The following is a 13871-nucleotide window of genomic DNA, read 5'->3' as shown; positions in this document are numbered from 1 at the left end:
CTCCTTTTTATGAATATTAAACTCCTGTTCTCTATTTTATTTTCCTGTTGGTTTTTTTGTTTCGCACAAACCAATGTAGATTCGGTGCAACGAGAATTGGAGCAGACTCTTCGAAACAGTGAACGTTTCGAACAGCATAAGCTGAAAAGAATAGAGGGAATAAAAAATCGTTTAAGACGTAACCAAGCGATAGCGCAACGAACGGATCTTCTATTCCAGCTTATTCAAGAATACCGAAAGTATCAGATTGATTCTGCCATCAGCTATACACGGCAATATAAAGATATACTGGAACAACAGGATGATCCGGTACGGACAAACCAAGCCGTCATTTTGTTGGCTCGTCTGCTTTCATCCGCCGGTAAATTTATTGAATCCGAAAATTTGTTAGATAAAATCAATCGAAACAACTTGGCAACGACGTTACTGCCGACCTATTTTGATGCTTTTACAGAATTTAATAGTCATTATGGGCAAAGCAGCAATACGGAGCAATACTTTGTGCGCAGTGAAGTGTATCGGGATTCGTTACTGGCGGTACTGGATTCCTCATCATTAGACTACAATATAGCGCTAGCTACAAAATACCTTTTCCATAATGAAGAAGATAAAGCGAAGGAAATATTAGCACAGTTACTCCGGCGAACGACTGATAAACAGCCGGAGCGTGCTGTAATCGCCTATCTTATGGGTATTATATATAAAAATGCAGGCGAAATCGAAAAACAACTGTATTATTTCTCGATTTCGGCTATAACCGATATCAAACAGGTGGTGAAAGACAATGCTTCGTTACAAAGCTTGGCATTGTGCTATTATGAATTAGGAGATATCGATAGGGCTTTTGTGTTTATTCAGAAAGCCATTGACGATGCAGTTTTTTCTAACGTACGTTATCGAACACTGGAAAACTCTTCCTTTTACTCTATTATCAACGCTTCTTTTCAAGAAAAGGAAGCAGAACAAAAGCGCGTGTTACGGCAGAACTTGATTATTATTAGTATACTGACCGTGTTGTTGATCGCAGTTCTATTTATTTTGTATCAGCAAATTAAAAAATTGAAAATCGCACGGGTAGATCTACATAACGCCAACCAATCATTACAAAAGCTCAACGAGCAATTGTTGTCCGTCAATACCGACCTTTCGGAAGCCAACCATATTAAAGAAGAATACATCGCACAATTTTTTGATATATGTTCCAGCTATATCGATAAGATTGAAGAACAACGTGCGGCTATACGAAAGAAGTTCACGCAAGGGCAATTAGACGACATCGGCAAAATGTTAAAATCGCAGGACGTTGTGAAACATGAACTGGAAGATCTGTACCGCAATTTCGACGTTATTTTCCTAAACTTATATCCCTCGTTTATTGACGATTTTAACATGCTGCTTCGACCGGAGGAGCGCATGGCTACAAATAAAGGTGAGCTAAATACCGAGTTGCGTATCTTTGCCCTGATCCGCCTCGGCATAACAGACTCTGCTAAGATTGCGTCTTTTCTTAGATACTCTTTACGAACGGTATACAACTATCGTGTGAAAGTACGCAACAAAGTCGCCGGTTCGAAAGATGAATTTGAAGATAAAATTCGGGATATAGGTACCATTCGCTCTTTTTAAAACAGTATTCCATTTACTTTTTACTTTCTTTAATTATTGTTTAACTTATTGTTTTTCAGGTAGTTAAATTTATTTTTGGTTTACTTTTCTTTTGAGAGATTCCGTTTTTGCTCTTTTTTGCCTTCTTCCTTAACTACCTTTGTGTAATCCCTTTCGGGGGAAGATGGAGCTTACAGTTATAATCCAAAAACAAACGCTAAAACTTATGGTATTTTCGATGAAAATGATACGTCCTTTATTTCTGTTAATGGGACTAATGATGGGAGGAGGGACGCTGTTGGGACAGACAATTACCACCTTACGGGGAACGGTGAAAGATGGACAGACACAAGAACCTATTGTAGGAGCGACGGTCGCGGTATCGGGTCAGTCAATCACTACATCTACTTCAGAGACGGGAGCGTTTACGCTTTCCGATGTTCCGTCGGGAGCGACTTTATTCGTTTCCTACATCGGGTACGAGACCAGTACGACGGTTGTGAATAGCGCTTCTATAACGATTGCTTTAGAACCGAGCAGTTCTGCACTAGATGAGGTCGTGGTAATCGGTTATGGTTCCATACGACGGAAGGATGTAACCACGGCTATTTCTTCCGTGTCCACCAAAGACCTGGAAAAAAGGCCGGTCGTTAGTTTGGGGCAAGCCATACAAGGGAAAGCTGCCGGTGTGACGGTCATACAACCGAACGGTGCGCCGGGAGGCGAAATGTCGATTAGAGTACGGGGTACAACGTCATTCAATGGTTCGAACGACCCGTTGTATGTTGTAGATGGTTTACCGGTAGAAAATATTTCTTTCTTGTCACCGAATGATATTACGGACATTCAAATCTTAAAAGACGCATCCTCGGCCGCAATTTATGGTTCGCGTGCGGCAAATGGTGTGATCCTAGTGACGACCAAATCGGGAAAAGCCGGCGAAGCCAGAATCACGCTGGGCGGACAGCTGACGGCAAATATTGTTGATCAAACTATAGAAGTGCTGAACACCGCACAATACAAAGAGCTGATGGACGAAACAGGATACCTGAATCTGCCAGATGGCCTTACCGACCAGACCGATTGGTTTAAGGAAACATACAAAACGGGTATACAACAGAATTATCAGCTTTCTGTTTCGGATGGTAATGAGAAATTACGTTACTATCTGGGAGGAGGTTATCTGACCGAAAATGGTACGTTGGATGGAACTTTCTTCACACGCTACAATTTTAAAGCTACGCTGGATAATCAAGTGCGTGATTGGTTAAAAGTAAACGGTAATATTTCCTATGCGGATTATAACCAAAATAGTATTATTTCCGGTAACGGATCTAATCGTGGCGGTGTGGTTACATCGGTCATTAATACACCGGTTTATGCGCCTATCTGGGATTTGGCTTATCCGGACCGCTACAATACCAATTTTAACGGTCTGAATATCACGAGTCCTTTGGAAAACCTAGCCAGGTCGAAGAACAACAACAAACGGGAAAACCGACTATTGGCTACAGGAAGTGCTTTGGTTACGATTTTACCCGAATTGAACTGGAAATCGGCTTTTTCAATAGATAGACGATCGGGGCACGAGACCACATTTTTGGATCCGTGGCTGACCCTGCAAGGACGTAACGTATACGGTGAGGCTTCGGATCTACGGAATACCAATACCGTGCTGACCTGGGATAACGTGCTGACGTATACGAAGCGTTTTGAGAAACATAGTCTGGAAGCAATGGCGGGCTCTTCGTGGACAGATTCCAAGTATTCCAATAGCTATATCTATGGCTCCCATTATGCCAACGGCATTATTGAAACACTAAATGCTGCAAATAAAATCGCTTGGGATAGGACAGGAACAGGTGCTTCGGACTGGGCGATTCTATCTTATTTCGCACGTGCGATGTACAATTACGACGGGAAATACTTAGTGACGGCCAATATGCGTGCGGACGGTTCATCCAAGTTGAGTCCACAGGGCCGTTGGGGCTATTTTCCATCGGTATCGGCAGCATGGCGTCTTTCGTCAGAAGAGTTTTTAAGTGATGTAGACTGGATCAACGATTTAAAAATTCGCGGAGGTTGGGGACAGACCGGTAACCAATCGGGATTGGGTGATTACTCCTACTTAGCGTTCTACAACATCCAGCGATTACCTTGGTTTGAGGAACAATATCTAAATGCAGTTCCAAATTTTGGGAATCCTTCCTCGTTGCGTGCGACTGATCTGAAGTGGGAAACAACTACACAGACGAACGTCGGTATTGACTTTTCAGCTTTGCAGAATCGCCTGACATTAACCTTGGATTATTATCACAAGAAAACAACGGATATGTTGATGGAAGTGACACTGCCTGCGGGATCCGCGGCGGCAAACAAGATTACGAGAAACGAAGGAGAAATGACCAACAAGGGTTTTGAATTTGGCGTCAGTTCTAAAAATCTGACAGGTGAATTGTTGTGGAATACGGATTTTAATATTTCGTTCAACCGAAACCGCCTGGATAAGCTGGTGTTCACGAAAATTTACAACGATGCAGTAACCAATAACTTCGTTAATGAGGCTGTTGTGCGTAATGAACCCGGACGGGCTTTGGGTGGATTTTATGGTTATATCTCAGATGGCGTTAATCCCGAGACAGGTGAACTCATGTACCGAGATTTGAATGGCGACAACAAGATATCGGCATCGGATAGAACGTATATCGGTGATCCGAACCCGAAATTTGTCTATGGTCTGACCAATAGTTTCTCCTGGAAAAACTTTGACCTGAGTATTTTTATACAAGGTACTTATGGTAACGATATATTTAATGCCAGCCGTATGGAAACCGAAGGAATGTATGACGGCCGGAACCAAACAACCGTTGTGCTGGATCGCTGGCGTGTACCGGGACAGATTACGCATGTGCCAAAGGCTGGATTCAATATGAAGAATTCGACCTATTTTGTGGAAGATGGCAGTTATCTGCGGGTGAAGAATGTCTCTCTCGGTTATGCTATCGCACCGGATCGTCTTAAAAGAATGGGGATCAATAGAATCCAACCTTACTTATCCCTTAATAACTTGTTGACGTTTACGAAATATTCCGGAATGGATCCGGAGGTCAATCAATGGGGTAATTCTGGTCGGGTACAAGGATTGGATTGGGGAACATACCCATCCAGCAAATCCTTTGTATTTGGTGTTAATGTTGAATTTTAATGGAATGGAGATGAAAAGTATATATAGAAATAAGTTTTTAGGATTGGTCTTCGTGTCCTTCATCCTGTCGTCTTGCTCTTTGAACCGTGATCCGCTGGATAGTTATACAGATGTGAGCCAAGGAACAACCGAAAGCGGAACGCAGATTGTGTTTAAAAATAAAAGTGAAGTCGATAATTTTCTAACCGGTATTTATCAGCAGATGCGTGACCGGCAGGAACATTGGTATTTGGATTTGCTGTTGATTGGCGATTCACATTCGGATAACGCGTATGCCGGGACGACCGGTGCGGAAGTGGTGCCATTTGAGAATAATTCCATTGAAGGATCTAACTCGGTGCTGGAACGCGATTGGGATCGTTATCTGGAAGATATTGCCCGCGCCAACCGGCTGATCATCAATGTGGATAGTGTGGCGGATAAATCGGTAAGTGCCGCTGATATTAAGCTGTACAAAGCTCAGGGAAAGATTTTCAGAGCTTTGGCGATGTTTGATATGCTGCGGATATTTGGCTCGATCCCGGTGGTAACGACCCAGGCTAGGGATATTACGGAAGATAATATCGAAGAAGTTTATCCGGAGTATTTTCCGAAACAAGCGACCGAAGAAGAGGCTTACAGGCAGATTGAAAAAGATCTTTTAGAGGCATTGACGGATGCGCCGGCGAATAATAACGCGAATAAAACATTGTTTACCAAATCGGTGGCCCGTGCGATGCTGGCGAAAATCTATGCGGAAAAACCTATCCGCGATTATGCCAAAGTAATTGAATATGCGGATGCATTGACGGCTGACGGTTTTGACCTAAACGAAAACTATTCGGATTTATATGCGCTGAATGCGAGTAATACTGATCTGGCACAACGTAATACTAAAGAATCGATTCTCGAAGCACAGTTTATGCCGGGTTCGGGTAACTGGGCAAGTTGGATGTTCGGACGTGATCTGTCCAATTATGATAACGCCTTTACCTGGGCCAAATGGGTGACACCATCGCGTGATTTGATCCAAGCCTACAGCAGTGAAGGAGATGAGGTGCGCATGAACGAGGCTATCGTCTACTATGTCACGACCTGGAGCAATTATTACCCGTCCAGCAATTATCCATTTATGTTCAAGCTGCGTTCGGGTATGAGCAGCATCATCAAATTGCGCTATGCCGATATCCTGCTGCTCAAAGCAGAGGCATTGATTCAGCAAGGAACAGATTTGGCGGCAGCGGCGGATATTATCGACAAGATTCGCGTACGTGCCAAATTGCCGAAATTACCGGCAGCAACGCGTTCCAACAAAGACGCGCTATTCAATGCCTACCTGAAAGAACGCCGTTTGGAATTGGCTTTCGAAGGACAACGTTGGTTTGATCTGGTGCGCTTAGATAAGGTGGAATCGGTGATGAATGCGGTGTACGCCAAAGATTCGGGAAGGAAAGCACAGGTCTATCCATTCGATCAAAATTCCTATAGTCTGGCTATTCCACAGGCCAAAATCGACCAAAACCCGAATCTGGTACAAAATCCAGGGTACTAATTAAATTGAAACTTATATGAAACGCAATAATAAAAATATGATATATACATTCTTGTTGTCCTGTCTGATCGCAACAACATCGTGTAACCGCGATAGCTATACACCATCTCCCGTAGATGAAGATTTTAAAACGAGTGGTGATGTTACCATTTATACGACAACCGGAAGCCGTTCGATGGATTTTGGAAAACGCTTTGTGGATTTTAGTTCGAAATTTAACATGTCGCCTAATACCATCACGATCGATCCGAATACCAAATTCCAGACGATGGACGGATTCGGTGCGGCAATTACCGGTTCGACTTGTTATAATCTGATGCAGATGAGCGCGGAAGACCGGACGAAGTTTTTGGTGGAAACGTTCTCTGACAAAGATGGCATGGGCATGAGCTATATCCGTATTGCGATTGGTTGTTCGGATTTTTCGCTAAGTGAATACACCTGTTGGGACACGCCGGGCAAAGAGAATTTTGCATTGCAATCAGAAGAAACGCAGTACGTCATTCCGATTCTCAAGGAGATACTGGCAATCAATCCGGATATTAAAATCATGGGCTCCCCCTGGACACCGCCAAAATGGATGAAAGTAAATAACCTAACGGATTTGCAACCTTTTGATTCGTGGACAGATGGCCAGTTAAATCCGCAGTATTACCAAGATTACGGCTGGTATTTTGTAAAATGGATTCAGGCGTTAAAACAGGAAGGGATTGATATTTACTCCATCACCGTGCAGAACGAGCCGTTGAACCGTCAAAATTCAGCTTCGATGTTTATGTCCTGGCAGGAGCAACAGGCATTTGTGAAGCAATCGCTCGGTCCGCAATTGAAAGCAGCGAATCTGGATACGAAAATCTATGCTTTTGATCACAACTATAATTACGATGATATGGAAGATCAGATGGATTATCCGATCAAGATTTATAACGATGAAGAAGCTGCCGCTTTTTTTGCCGGAGCAGCTTACCATAATTATGGTGGCAACAAAGCGGAATTGTTAGACATCCGCAACCAGCGTCCGGATAAGGAACTTGTCTTTACCGAGACCTCCATTGGCGAGTGGAATGACGGGCGTAACCTGGCTACACGTTTGATGGAGGATATGCGTGAAGTCGCGTTGGGTACGGTCAACAATTGGTGTAAGGGTGTCATTGTATGGAATCTGATGCTGGATACGGAGAAAGGGCCAAATAGGGATGGCGGTTGCCAAACTTGTTATGGCGCTGTAGATATCAACAAAGCAAATTATAAAGGTATTACCCGTAATTCACATTATTACATTGTGGGGCATCTCTCATCGGTAGTGAAACCCGGCGCGACACGTATCGGAGCATCGGGATATGCGGCAAGCGGATTGACGTATAGCGCATTCCAGAATACAGATGGTACTTACGCCGTGGTGCTGATGAACGATTCAAACGATAATCGGAAAATTACGCTGGCAGACGGTACAAATCATTTTAGCTATGATGTGCCCGGCAAATCTGTAGTTTCTTATCGTTGGGCAAATTAAAAAACAAAGGTTATGAAGAAATTGCTCATTAACATACTGTTGGGAGTTGCGATGCTGATGGCCGCCTATTCCTGCAAGAAAGATGCAGACTATACTTACCAGATAGGAGAGCCGGTCATCGAACTGAAATCGGACGTTTCTACGGCTCTTTTTGGCGATAGTCTGGTATTCACGGTTCATGTTTCCGATAATCAGGTTGCCTTATCCACAGTAAAAGCACAATTGTTTTTCACCGAAGATATGGTCTCGGAAACCGTTATCCGAACGAAAGAGAATGGCGATTATACCGGAAAGATTTATATTCCTTATCTAAAGAATATACCCGATGGAACGGCAACGATGAAGTTTGTTTTACAGAATATCAGCCAGAAAATCACAGAGCAGTCATTTGACATCGCGCTTTCCCGTCCGGATTTTCCGTATTTAACTTTAGTTGATGAGGAGGGAGAAGAATATCTCATGAAGAGAGAATCATTGTATAATTACAGCGTAACAGGTCGTTTTCCGGCAAGCCTCAGCGCCACTATCAAGTCACCAAAAGTAGGCGACTATGGCAATGAATTGCTGTTCGGAATGGCAGGAGATGGCCAGATGACACAGGGGTTAAGCGTCGATCCCATCAATTTTGCTGGCCTGGAAGGGGAGGCATATAACGTCACGTTCAATACATTGACTTATGAAGCTGGGCCGGTAGTCGAAATGACTTTCGATGGCGAAGATATGTTTCCAGTGGATGCCAACAGTTACAGCGTGCAGAAATCCTTTACGCAAGGGCAGACGATCGAAGTATCTGGAACTGATCTAGCGGACTGGTGGATCAACCCGGATTATTTTACGAACGAAGGAGACGGTAACTTGACCTTTCTACCTGTCGATGGGGAATACCGTGTTGTTGCCCATACGGATAAAAAGCATTTTTCGGTTAGCCGGATGAAGGGCGACAATGAAGCAACACTTGGTAATGACGGACATGGTGCGCTTTGGCTGATGGGATGGGGTGTAGGTTCACCGTCGTTGGATTCGCAATTTGGCTGGAATCCGGGAGCAGCATACTGCGTACCCGAAGTTTCTTCTAAAAAGTATCAAATCACCGGTATAGCCGGACCGGAGCATGGCTCATCTTTCGGACAGCGCTTTCGGGCCGATTACTTAGATTGTAAGTTCTTCTTCCAAAATGATTGGGGCGGTGAATTCAGCAGTTTGACACTAGCACAAGGTTCGGAAAACTTGATAAAGTTAACCAGTAGCTGGAATATTGGACTTGCTGACGGTGTAACATTAGAGGTGGGGGCAACGTATGTGCTCATGGTTGATTTAACAGCAGGAAACGATAAAGGTATAATTTCTTTTGAGAAGCGCTAAGGGTGCCGATGATCTTTATTGTCAGGGAATGCTATAATAATTTATATATCTTACAATGCTATTCGCCCGTCGGTTAACATAAGCTGACGGGCGTTTGGCATCCCACTTTTGAGGACTGGGTAGGATGGCGATAATCAACGCGGCTTCTTTTTTGGTTAAGCTTTTAGCGGATTTATGGAAATAGTATTGCGCGGCCGCCTCCGCTCCATATACGCCTTGTCCCATTTCGATGACATTTAAGTACACCTCCAGAATACGTTTCTTACTCCAAAACGCTTCGATCAATACCGTGAAATAAGCTTCTAGTCCTTTTCTTAGCCAAGAACGTTGAGGCCAAAGAAAAACATTTTTAGCAACTTGCTGGCTAATCGTGCTGCCGCCTCGTAAGGATTTGCCTGCTTTGTTTCTTTCCATTGCTTTTTGGATCGCTTTTGTATCGAAGCCACTATGTGAAAGGAAATAGGCATCTTCTCCCGCGATGGCGGCGCGCTTGAGATTATCAGACATATCGTCATAGGCCAACCATTTCTTGTCTATTTTCCACTCTTTCCCCGAAGCCTTTCTTTCAAAAGCTCTTTTGAGCTGGAGATAGGTGAGGGGCGGGTTGATAAAAATAAGCAGTAATACCCAAGTGATGGTAAGTCCAAAAAAGCCAATGATAAAACGTAGCAACCATTTTTTGATCGTTGTACGCCACGTCTTTCTGGTTGTTTTTTTCTTTGTATTCTTTTTCTTCGATGACCGTTTGATTGCCATTTTTTTTCTGGTTCGATAAGCAAAACTAGAAGATTTTTTCCAAAATATCATTCACCTTGCCAAATCACATCATTTCCCTTATTTTTACGGTTCATTAAAAATCATAAAACCATTGGCAAAGGCGAAGAAGCAAACCCCTTTAATGCAGCAATATAACACGATCAAGGCAAAATACCCTGGCGCATTATTGTTGTTTCGAGTAGGCGATTTTTACGAGACTTTTGGAGAAGACGCTGTCAAAGCAGCTGGAATTTTAGGGATTGTGTTGACCAAGAGAGGAAATGGAACGGAATCGGAAACAGCATTAGCTGGTTTTCCCCACCATTCTCTGGAAACCTATTTACCGAAGTTGGTGCGTGCGGGACAACGCGTTGCAATTTGTGACCAACTAGAAGATCCCAAACAAACCAAAACCATTGTCAAGCGTGGCGTTACAGAACTCGTAACACCGGGTGTATCCTACAATGATAACATCGTGCAACAAAAAGCCAATAATTATCTGGCGTCGATTTTTAGTGAAAGGGGACAGTATGGCGTGGCTTTTCTCGATATATCTACCGGTGAATTTTTGGTAACACAAGGAAGTGCCAATTATGTTGATAAATTGTTGCAAGGTTTTAAGCCAACAGAAATTATCCTACCCAAAAAACAATATAAAGACTTTTTGGAGCAGTTTGGTAGCCAATACTATACGTATGCGTTGGATGAATGGCCCTATACGGGGGATTACGCGACGGAGACTTTGTTGAAGCATTTTGAGGTGAAATCCATGAAAGGCTTTGGTATTGAGCGGATGCCATTGAGTATTATGTCTGCCGGTGTTGCCCTACATTATCTCAATGAAACAGAACACCGTAATTTACAACACATTTCGAATATCTCCCGTATAGAGGAAGACCACTATATGTGGTTGGATCGTTTCACGATACGGAATTTAGAACTTATTGGTTCTGCAAATGAAAATGCTGCAACGCTAGTTGACATACTTGACGAAACAGCTTCACCTATGGGTGCGCGGTTGTTGAAACGTTGGATGGTAATGCCATTGAAAGACTTGAAATCTATAAACGAGCGGCTTAACGTTGTCGAATATTTTTACAACAACCGCGAATTACGGGACGAGCTGATAAAAGAAATAAAACAAGTCGGCGATTTGGAACGTTTAATCTCCAAAATCGGTTTACAAAAGGCGAATCCAAGAGAAATTACACAGTTGAAGCGGGCTTTATACGTCGTGGAGAAACTGAAAACCCTTACGCACCAGGAGACATCGGAAGCGTTACGTGTTATTTCGGAGCAGTTGAACATCTGCCAGATTATCCGTGATAAAATGGAGCAAACCCTGCAGGCTGAACCTCCAGTTGCGCTTAACAAAGGTAATGTGATTGCTGACGGTGTGGATGAAGAACTGGATAAGCTACGTAAGGTAGCTTTTGGCGGAAAGGACTATCTATTGGAAATTCAACGTCGGGAATCGGAGGCGACCGGAATACCATCTTTGAAGATAGCGTTCAACAATGTGTTTGGTTACTATTTAGAGGTGACGAATACACATAAAGATAAAGTGCCGACATCTTGGGTTCGGAAACAGACGTTGGTAAACGCCGAACGTTATATCACGGAAGAGTTAAAAGAATATGAAGAGCAGATATTAGGAGCGGAGGAAAAAATACAGGCTATTGAAAACCGTATTTACGGGGAACTTCTGCTAGATATTGCTGCCTATATTAAACCTATTCAACTAAACGCTCAATTGATAGCGAAGCTGGACGTGTTGTTGAACTTTGCATTGATCGCAGAGAAGAATTATTATGTGAAGCCACAACTCAGTGAAGGAAAAGTACTCGACATCAAGGGAGGTCGGCATCCGGTTATTGAAAAACATCTGCCTATAGGCGAAGATTATATTACAAATGACACGTTATTGGATCCGGAAACCCAGCAGATTATTATCATCACCGGACCGAATATGGCAGGTAAATCGGCTTTGCTGCGTCAAACTGGATTAATTGTACTTATGGCGCAGATCGGTTGTTTCGTTCCTGCAAAAGAAGCTTCCATCGGTCTGGTGGATAAGATCTTTACCCGGGTGGGTGCTTCCGATAATATTTCTTCTGGCGAATCTACATTTATGGTGGAAATGAATGAAACGGCTAGTATCATGAATAATCTGTCCGATAGATCGTTGATATTATTGGATGAAATTGGACGGGGAACAAGTACCTATGATGGTATATCTATCGCGTGGGCTATTGCGGAGTTTCTTCATAATCATCCTTTTGCTCGCGCTAAGACGCTTTTTGCCACCCATTACCACGAACTTAATGAACTTACAAACTCCATGTCACGCATTAAAAATTTCAATGTGACAGTCAAGGAGATGAATAATAAGGTGATTTTCTTACGGAAACTTGTTCCGGGCGGATCAGAACACAGCTTTGGTATCCATGTGGCGAAATTAGCGGGAATGCCACCGAAGTTAATAGGGCGCGCCAATGAAATTTTAAAACGGTTGGAGCAAGAACGTACGGGAGGGGAACAGATTAAAGATAGTATGCGTAAAATGCAAAAACAAGCCTATCAACTACAGATGTTTGCTATTGACGATCCTATTTTGGAAAAAATAAGGGATATGTTGAATAACCTGGATGTAAATACCTTGACACCGGTGGAGGCATTGATGAAATTGGATGAAATACAGCGGTTGTTAAAGAACTAAAACCTGAAAAACAGTTGCAAACTACCGTAATTCGGTTGGATCGACGTTAGAAGATTACTGTCCCAATTATAGGGAACAAAATGATAAGCTGCTTCGAGACCTATATAGGTTTTTCCCGAGAGATGGCGCATAGCGGACAGTGCTAGGCTGCTACGCATTGTATTGATATAGAAATGACGAACAGATCGTGTTTCGTAATAGTCATAACCATCATCGTAGTAGCCTTCATTGACTTCTGAAAGCCCTGTCGTTGCCATTTCCCAGAATAGACCTGCTTTAGGGGCTATAATAAACTTATCGTTGTCGAAAATCTTATAAGCCACTGTACCGCCGACGCCAAGACTTGCCATTGATCGAATGACTTCTACCTCATCGTATAACCTATATTCTACCTCCTTGTCGTTGCTGTTGATGCGTACTTTTACTCCGGCCTCAAATAAGACGGGGTTAGCGAGCCGGGAGGAAAAGAATACCCCTAACGTGGTACTTGTTTTAAATACAGGGTCGGAGCCCGTTAACGGAAATTCAGCACCCGCATAAACATTCACACCATGTCGATATTTACCGTAGTAGCTGTCAGATGTCGACTTTGATTTACTCTTACTTGATGTTTGAGGTGTCGTTCCACTGTGTACCTGATAAAATTCATCAATATGATCAGCAAATAACAGTGTGATTTTTTCTTCCTGTTCGGTCAGGTTATAAGATGGTGAGTTCAGTAGTGCTATTGCTTTTATTTTAATGAGCGAATCAATCGAATGTCTTAGAGGAACAAAATCAAAATCAGTCTTGTTGTTTTGATAAATTTGCGCATACTTTTCTTCCACCGAATAGTCCCAGCGCATTACTAATACTTCCTGATAGTTCTTGGATAGATAGTCCGCAATAATATCTCCGGTCGTTTTTTTCTCAACCAATAAGCGGAGGATACGAAGACGCTGTGTAAACTCATTTTCACCACACGTGCTCTGGATCGTATTTAAAACGGGCTCTAGACTTTCAAAATCATTTTTGCGGAAAATATCAACAAGTTTTTCCAAGGCCACTTTTGTAACTTGCTCACAGTCCTGCCATTTCGTATATATATGATATTGTTCTTTCCCATAACTATAGTTGGAAAGAGAAATAACCTGTAGAAACAGAAGAACTGTTAAAATTTTAGCCATGGTGCAACAAATCG

The 13871-nt window shown here is 42.9% G+C and carries 8 protein-coding genes; 6 read left to right on the top strand and 2 right to left on the bottom strand.

Features of this window, described 5'->3' with window-relative positions; genetic code table 11:
• The first annotated feature begins 9 nt into the window (after nucleotides 1-9).
• From H8B21_RS01995 to H8B21_RS01975, 5 genes are all read left to right on the top strand, one after another.
• The gene (locus H8B21_RS01995) at nucleotides 10-1626 is read left to right on the top strand and encodes a DUF6377 domain-containing protein (RefSeq protein WP_190312110.1); all 1617 of its coding nucleotides are present in this window, start codon (nucleotides 10-12) and stop codon (nucleotides 1624-1626) included.
• Between the two features lie 217 nt (nucleotides 1627-1843).
• Nucleotides 1844-4810, top strand: coding sequence for a SusC/RagA family TonB-linked outer membrane protein (locus tag H8B21_RS01990; RefSeq protein ID WP_223814775.1), 2967 nt, complete (start codon nucleotides 1844-1846; stop codon nucleotides 4808-4810).
• A 10-nt stretch (nucleotides 4811-4820) separates the two neighbouring features.
• Complete coding sequence (locus H8B21_RS01985; protein ID WP_223814774.1) at nucleotides 4821-6341, top strand: RagB/SusD family nutrient uptake outer membrane protein; 1521 nt, start codon at nucleotides 4821-4823, stop codon at nucleotides 6339-6341.
• 37 nt (nucleotides 6342-6378) lie between these two features.
• Nucleotides 6379-7854, top strand: coding sequence for a glycoside hydrolase family 30 protein (locus H8B21_RS01980; RefSeq protein ID WP_223814773.1), 1476 nt, complete (start codon nucleotides 6379-6381; stop codon nucleotides 7852-7854).
• A 12-nt stretch (nucleotides 7855-7866) separates the two neighbouring features.
• Nucleotides 7867-9216 carry a DUF5125 domain-containing protein gene (locus H8B21_RS01975; protein ID WP_190312107.1) on the top strand — a complete coding sequence of 450 codons (1350 nt, stop codon included), beginning with the start codon at nucleotides 7867-7869 and terminating at the stop codon, nucleotides 9214-9216.
• 21 nt (nucleotides 9217-9237) lie between these two features.
• Here H8B21_RS01975 and mtgA read toward each other — a convergent pair whose 3' ends face one another.
• Complete coding sequence (mtgA, locus tag H8B21_RS01970; protein ID WP_190312106.1) at nucleotides 9238-9972, bottom strand: monofunctional biosynthetic peptidoglycan transglycosylase; 735 nt, start codon at nucleotides 9970-9972, stop codon at nucleotides 9238-9240.
• 142 nt (nucleotides 9973-10114) lie between these two features.
• Between mtgA and mutS the strand changes: the two genes are divergently transcribed.
• Entirely contained in the window at nucleotides 10115-12691 is a 2577-nt protein-coding gene (gene mutS / locus H8B21_RS01965; protein WP_190312105.1) for a DNA mismatch repair protein MutS, read from the top strand.
• Here the strand turns inward: mutS and H8B21_RS01960 are convergent.
• Complete coding sequence (locus tag H8B21_RS01960; RefSeq protein WP_190312104.1) at nucleotides 12688-13857, bottom strand: hypothetical protein; 1170 nt, start codon at nucleotides 13855-13857, stop codon at nucleotides 12688-12690. The genes mutS and H8B21_RS01960 overlap by 4 nt on opposite strands.
• Nucleotides 13858-13871: the final 14 nt, after the last annotated feature.

The organism is Sphingobacterium chuzhouense (assembly GCF_014692525.1).
Lineage (GTDB): Bacteria > Bacteroidota > Bacteroidia > Sphingobacteriales > Sphingobacteriaceae > Sphingobacterium > Sphingobacterium chuzhouense.
The sequence above is the reverse complement of the archived record's forward strand: the minus strand, read 5'-3'. Positions and strand labels throughout refer to the sequence as shown.

What these genes read in the sequence shown, in the direction of transcription:
- H8B21_RS01995 (WP_190312110.1), top strand. Translation starts at nt 10, where the DNA reads ATGAATATTAAACTCCTGTTCTCTATTTTATTTTCCTGTTGGTTTTTT.
- H8B21_RS01990 (WP_223814775.1), top strand. Translation starts at nt 1,844, where the DNA reads ATGAAAATGATACGTCCTTTATTTCTGTTAATGGGACTAATGATGGGA.
- H8B21_RS01985 (WP_223814774.1), top strand. Translation starts at nt 4,821, where the DNA reads ATGAAAAGTATATATAGAAATAAGTTTTTAGGATTGGTCTTCGTGTCC.
- H8B21_RS01980 (WP_223814773.1), top strand. Translation starts at nt 6,379, where the DNA reads ATGATATATACATTCTTGTTGTCCTGTCTGATCGCAACAACATCGTGT.
- H8B21_RS01975 (WP_190312107.1), top strand. Translation starts at nt 7,867, where the DNA reads ATGAAGAAATTGCTCATTAACATACTGTTGGGAGTTGCGATGCTGATG.
- mtgA (WP_190312106.1), bottom strand. Translation starts at nt 9,972, where the DNA reads ATGGCAATCAAACGGTCATCGAAGAAAAAGAATACAAAGAAAAAAACA.
- mutS (WP_190312105.1), top strand. Translation starts at nt 10,115, where the DNA reads ATGCAGCAATATAACACGATCAAGGCAAAATACCCTGGCGCATTATTG.
- H8B21_RS01960 (WP_190312104.1), bottom strand. Translation starts at nt 13,857, where the DNA reads ATGGCTAAAATTTTAACAGTTCTTCTGTTTCTACAGGTTATTTCTCTT.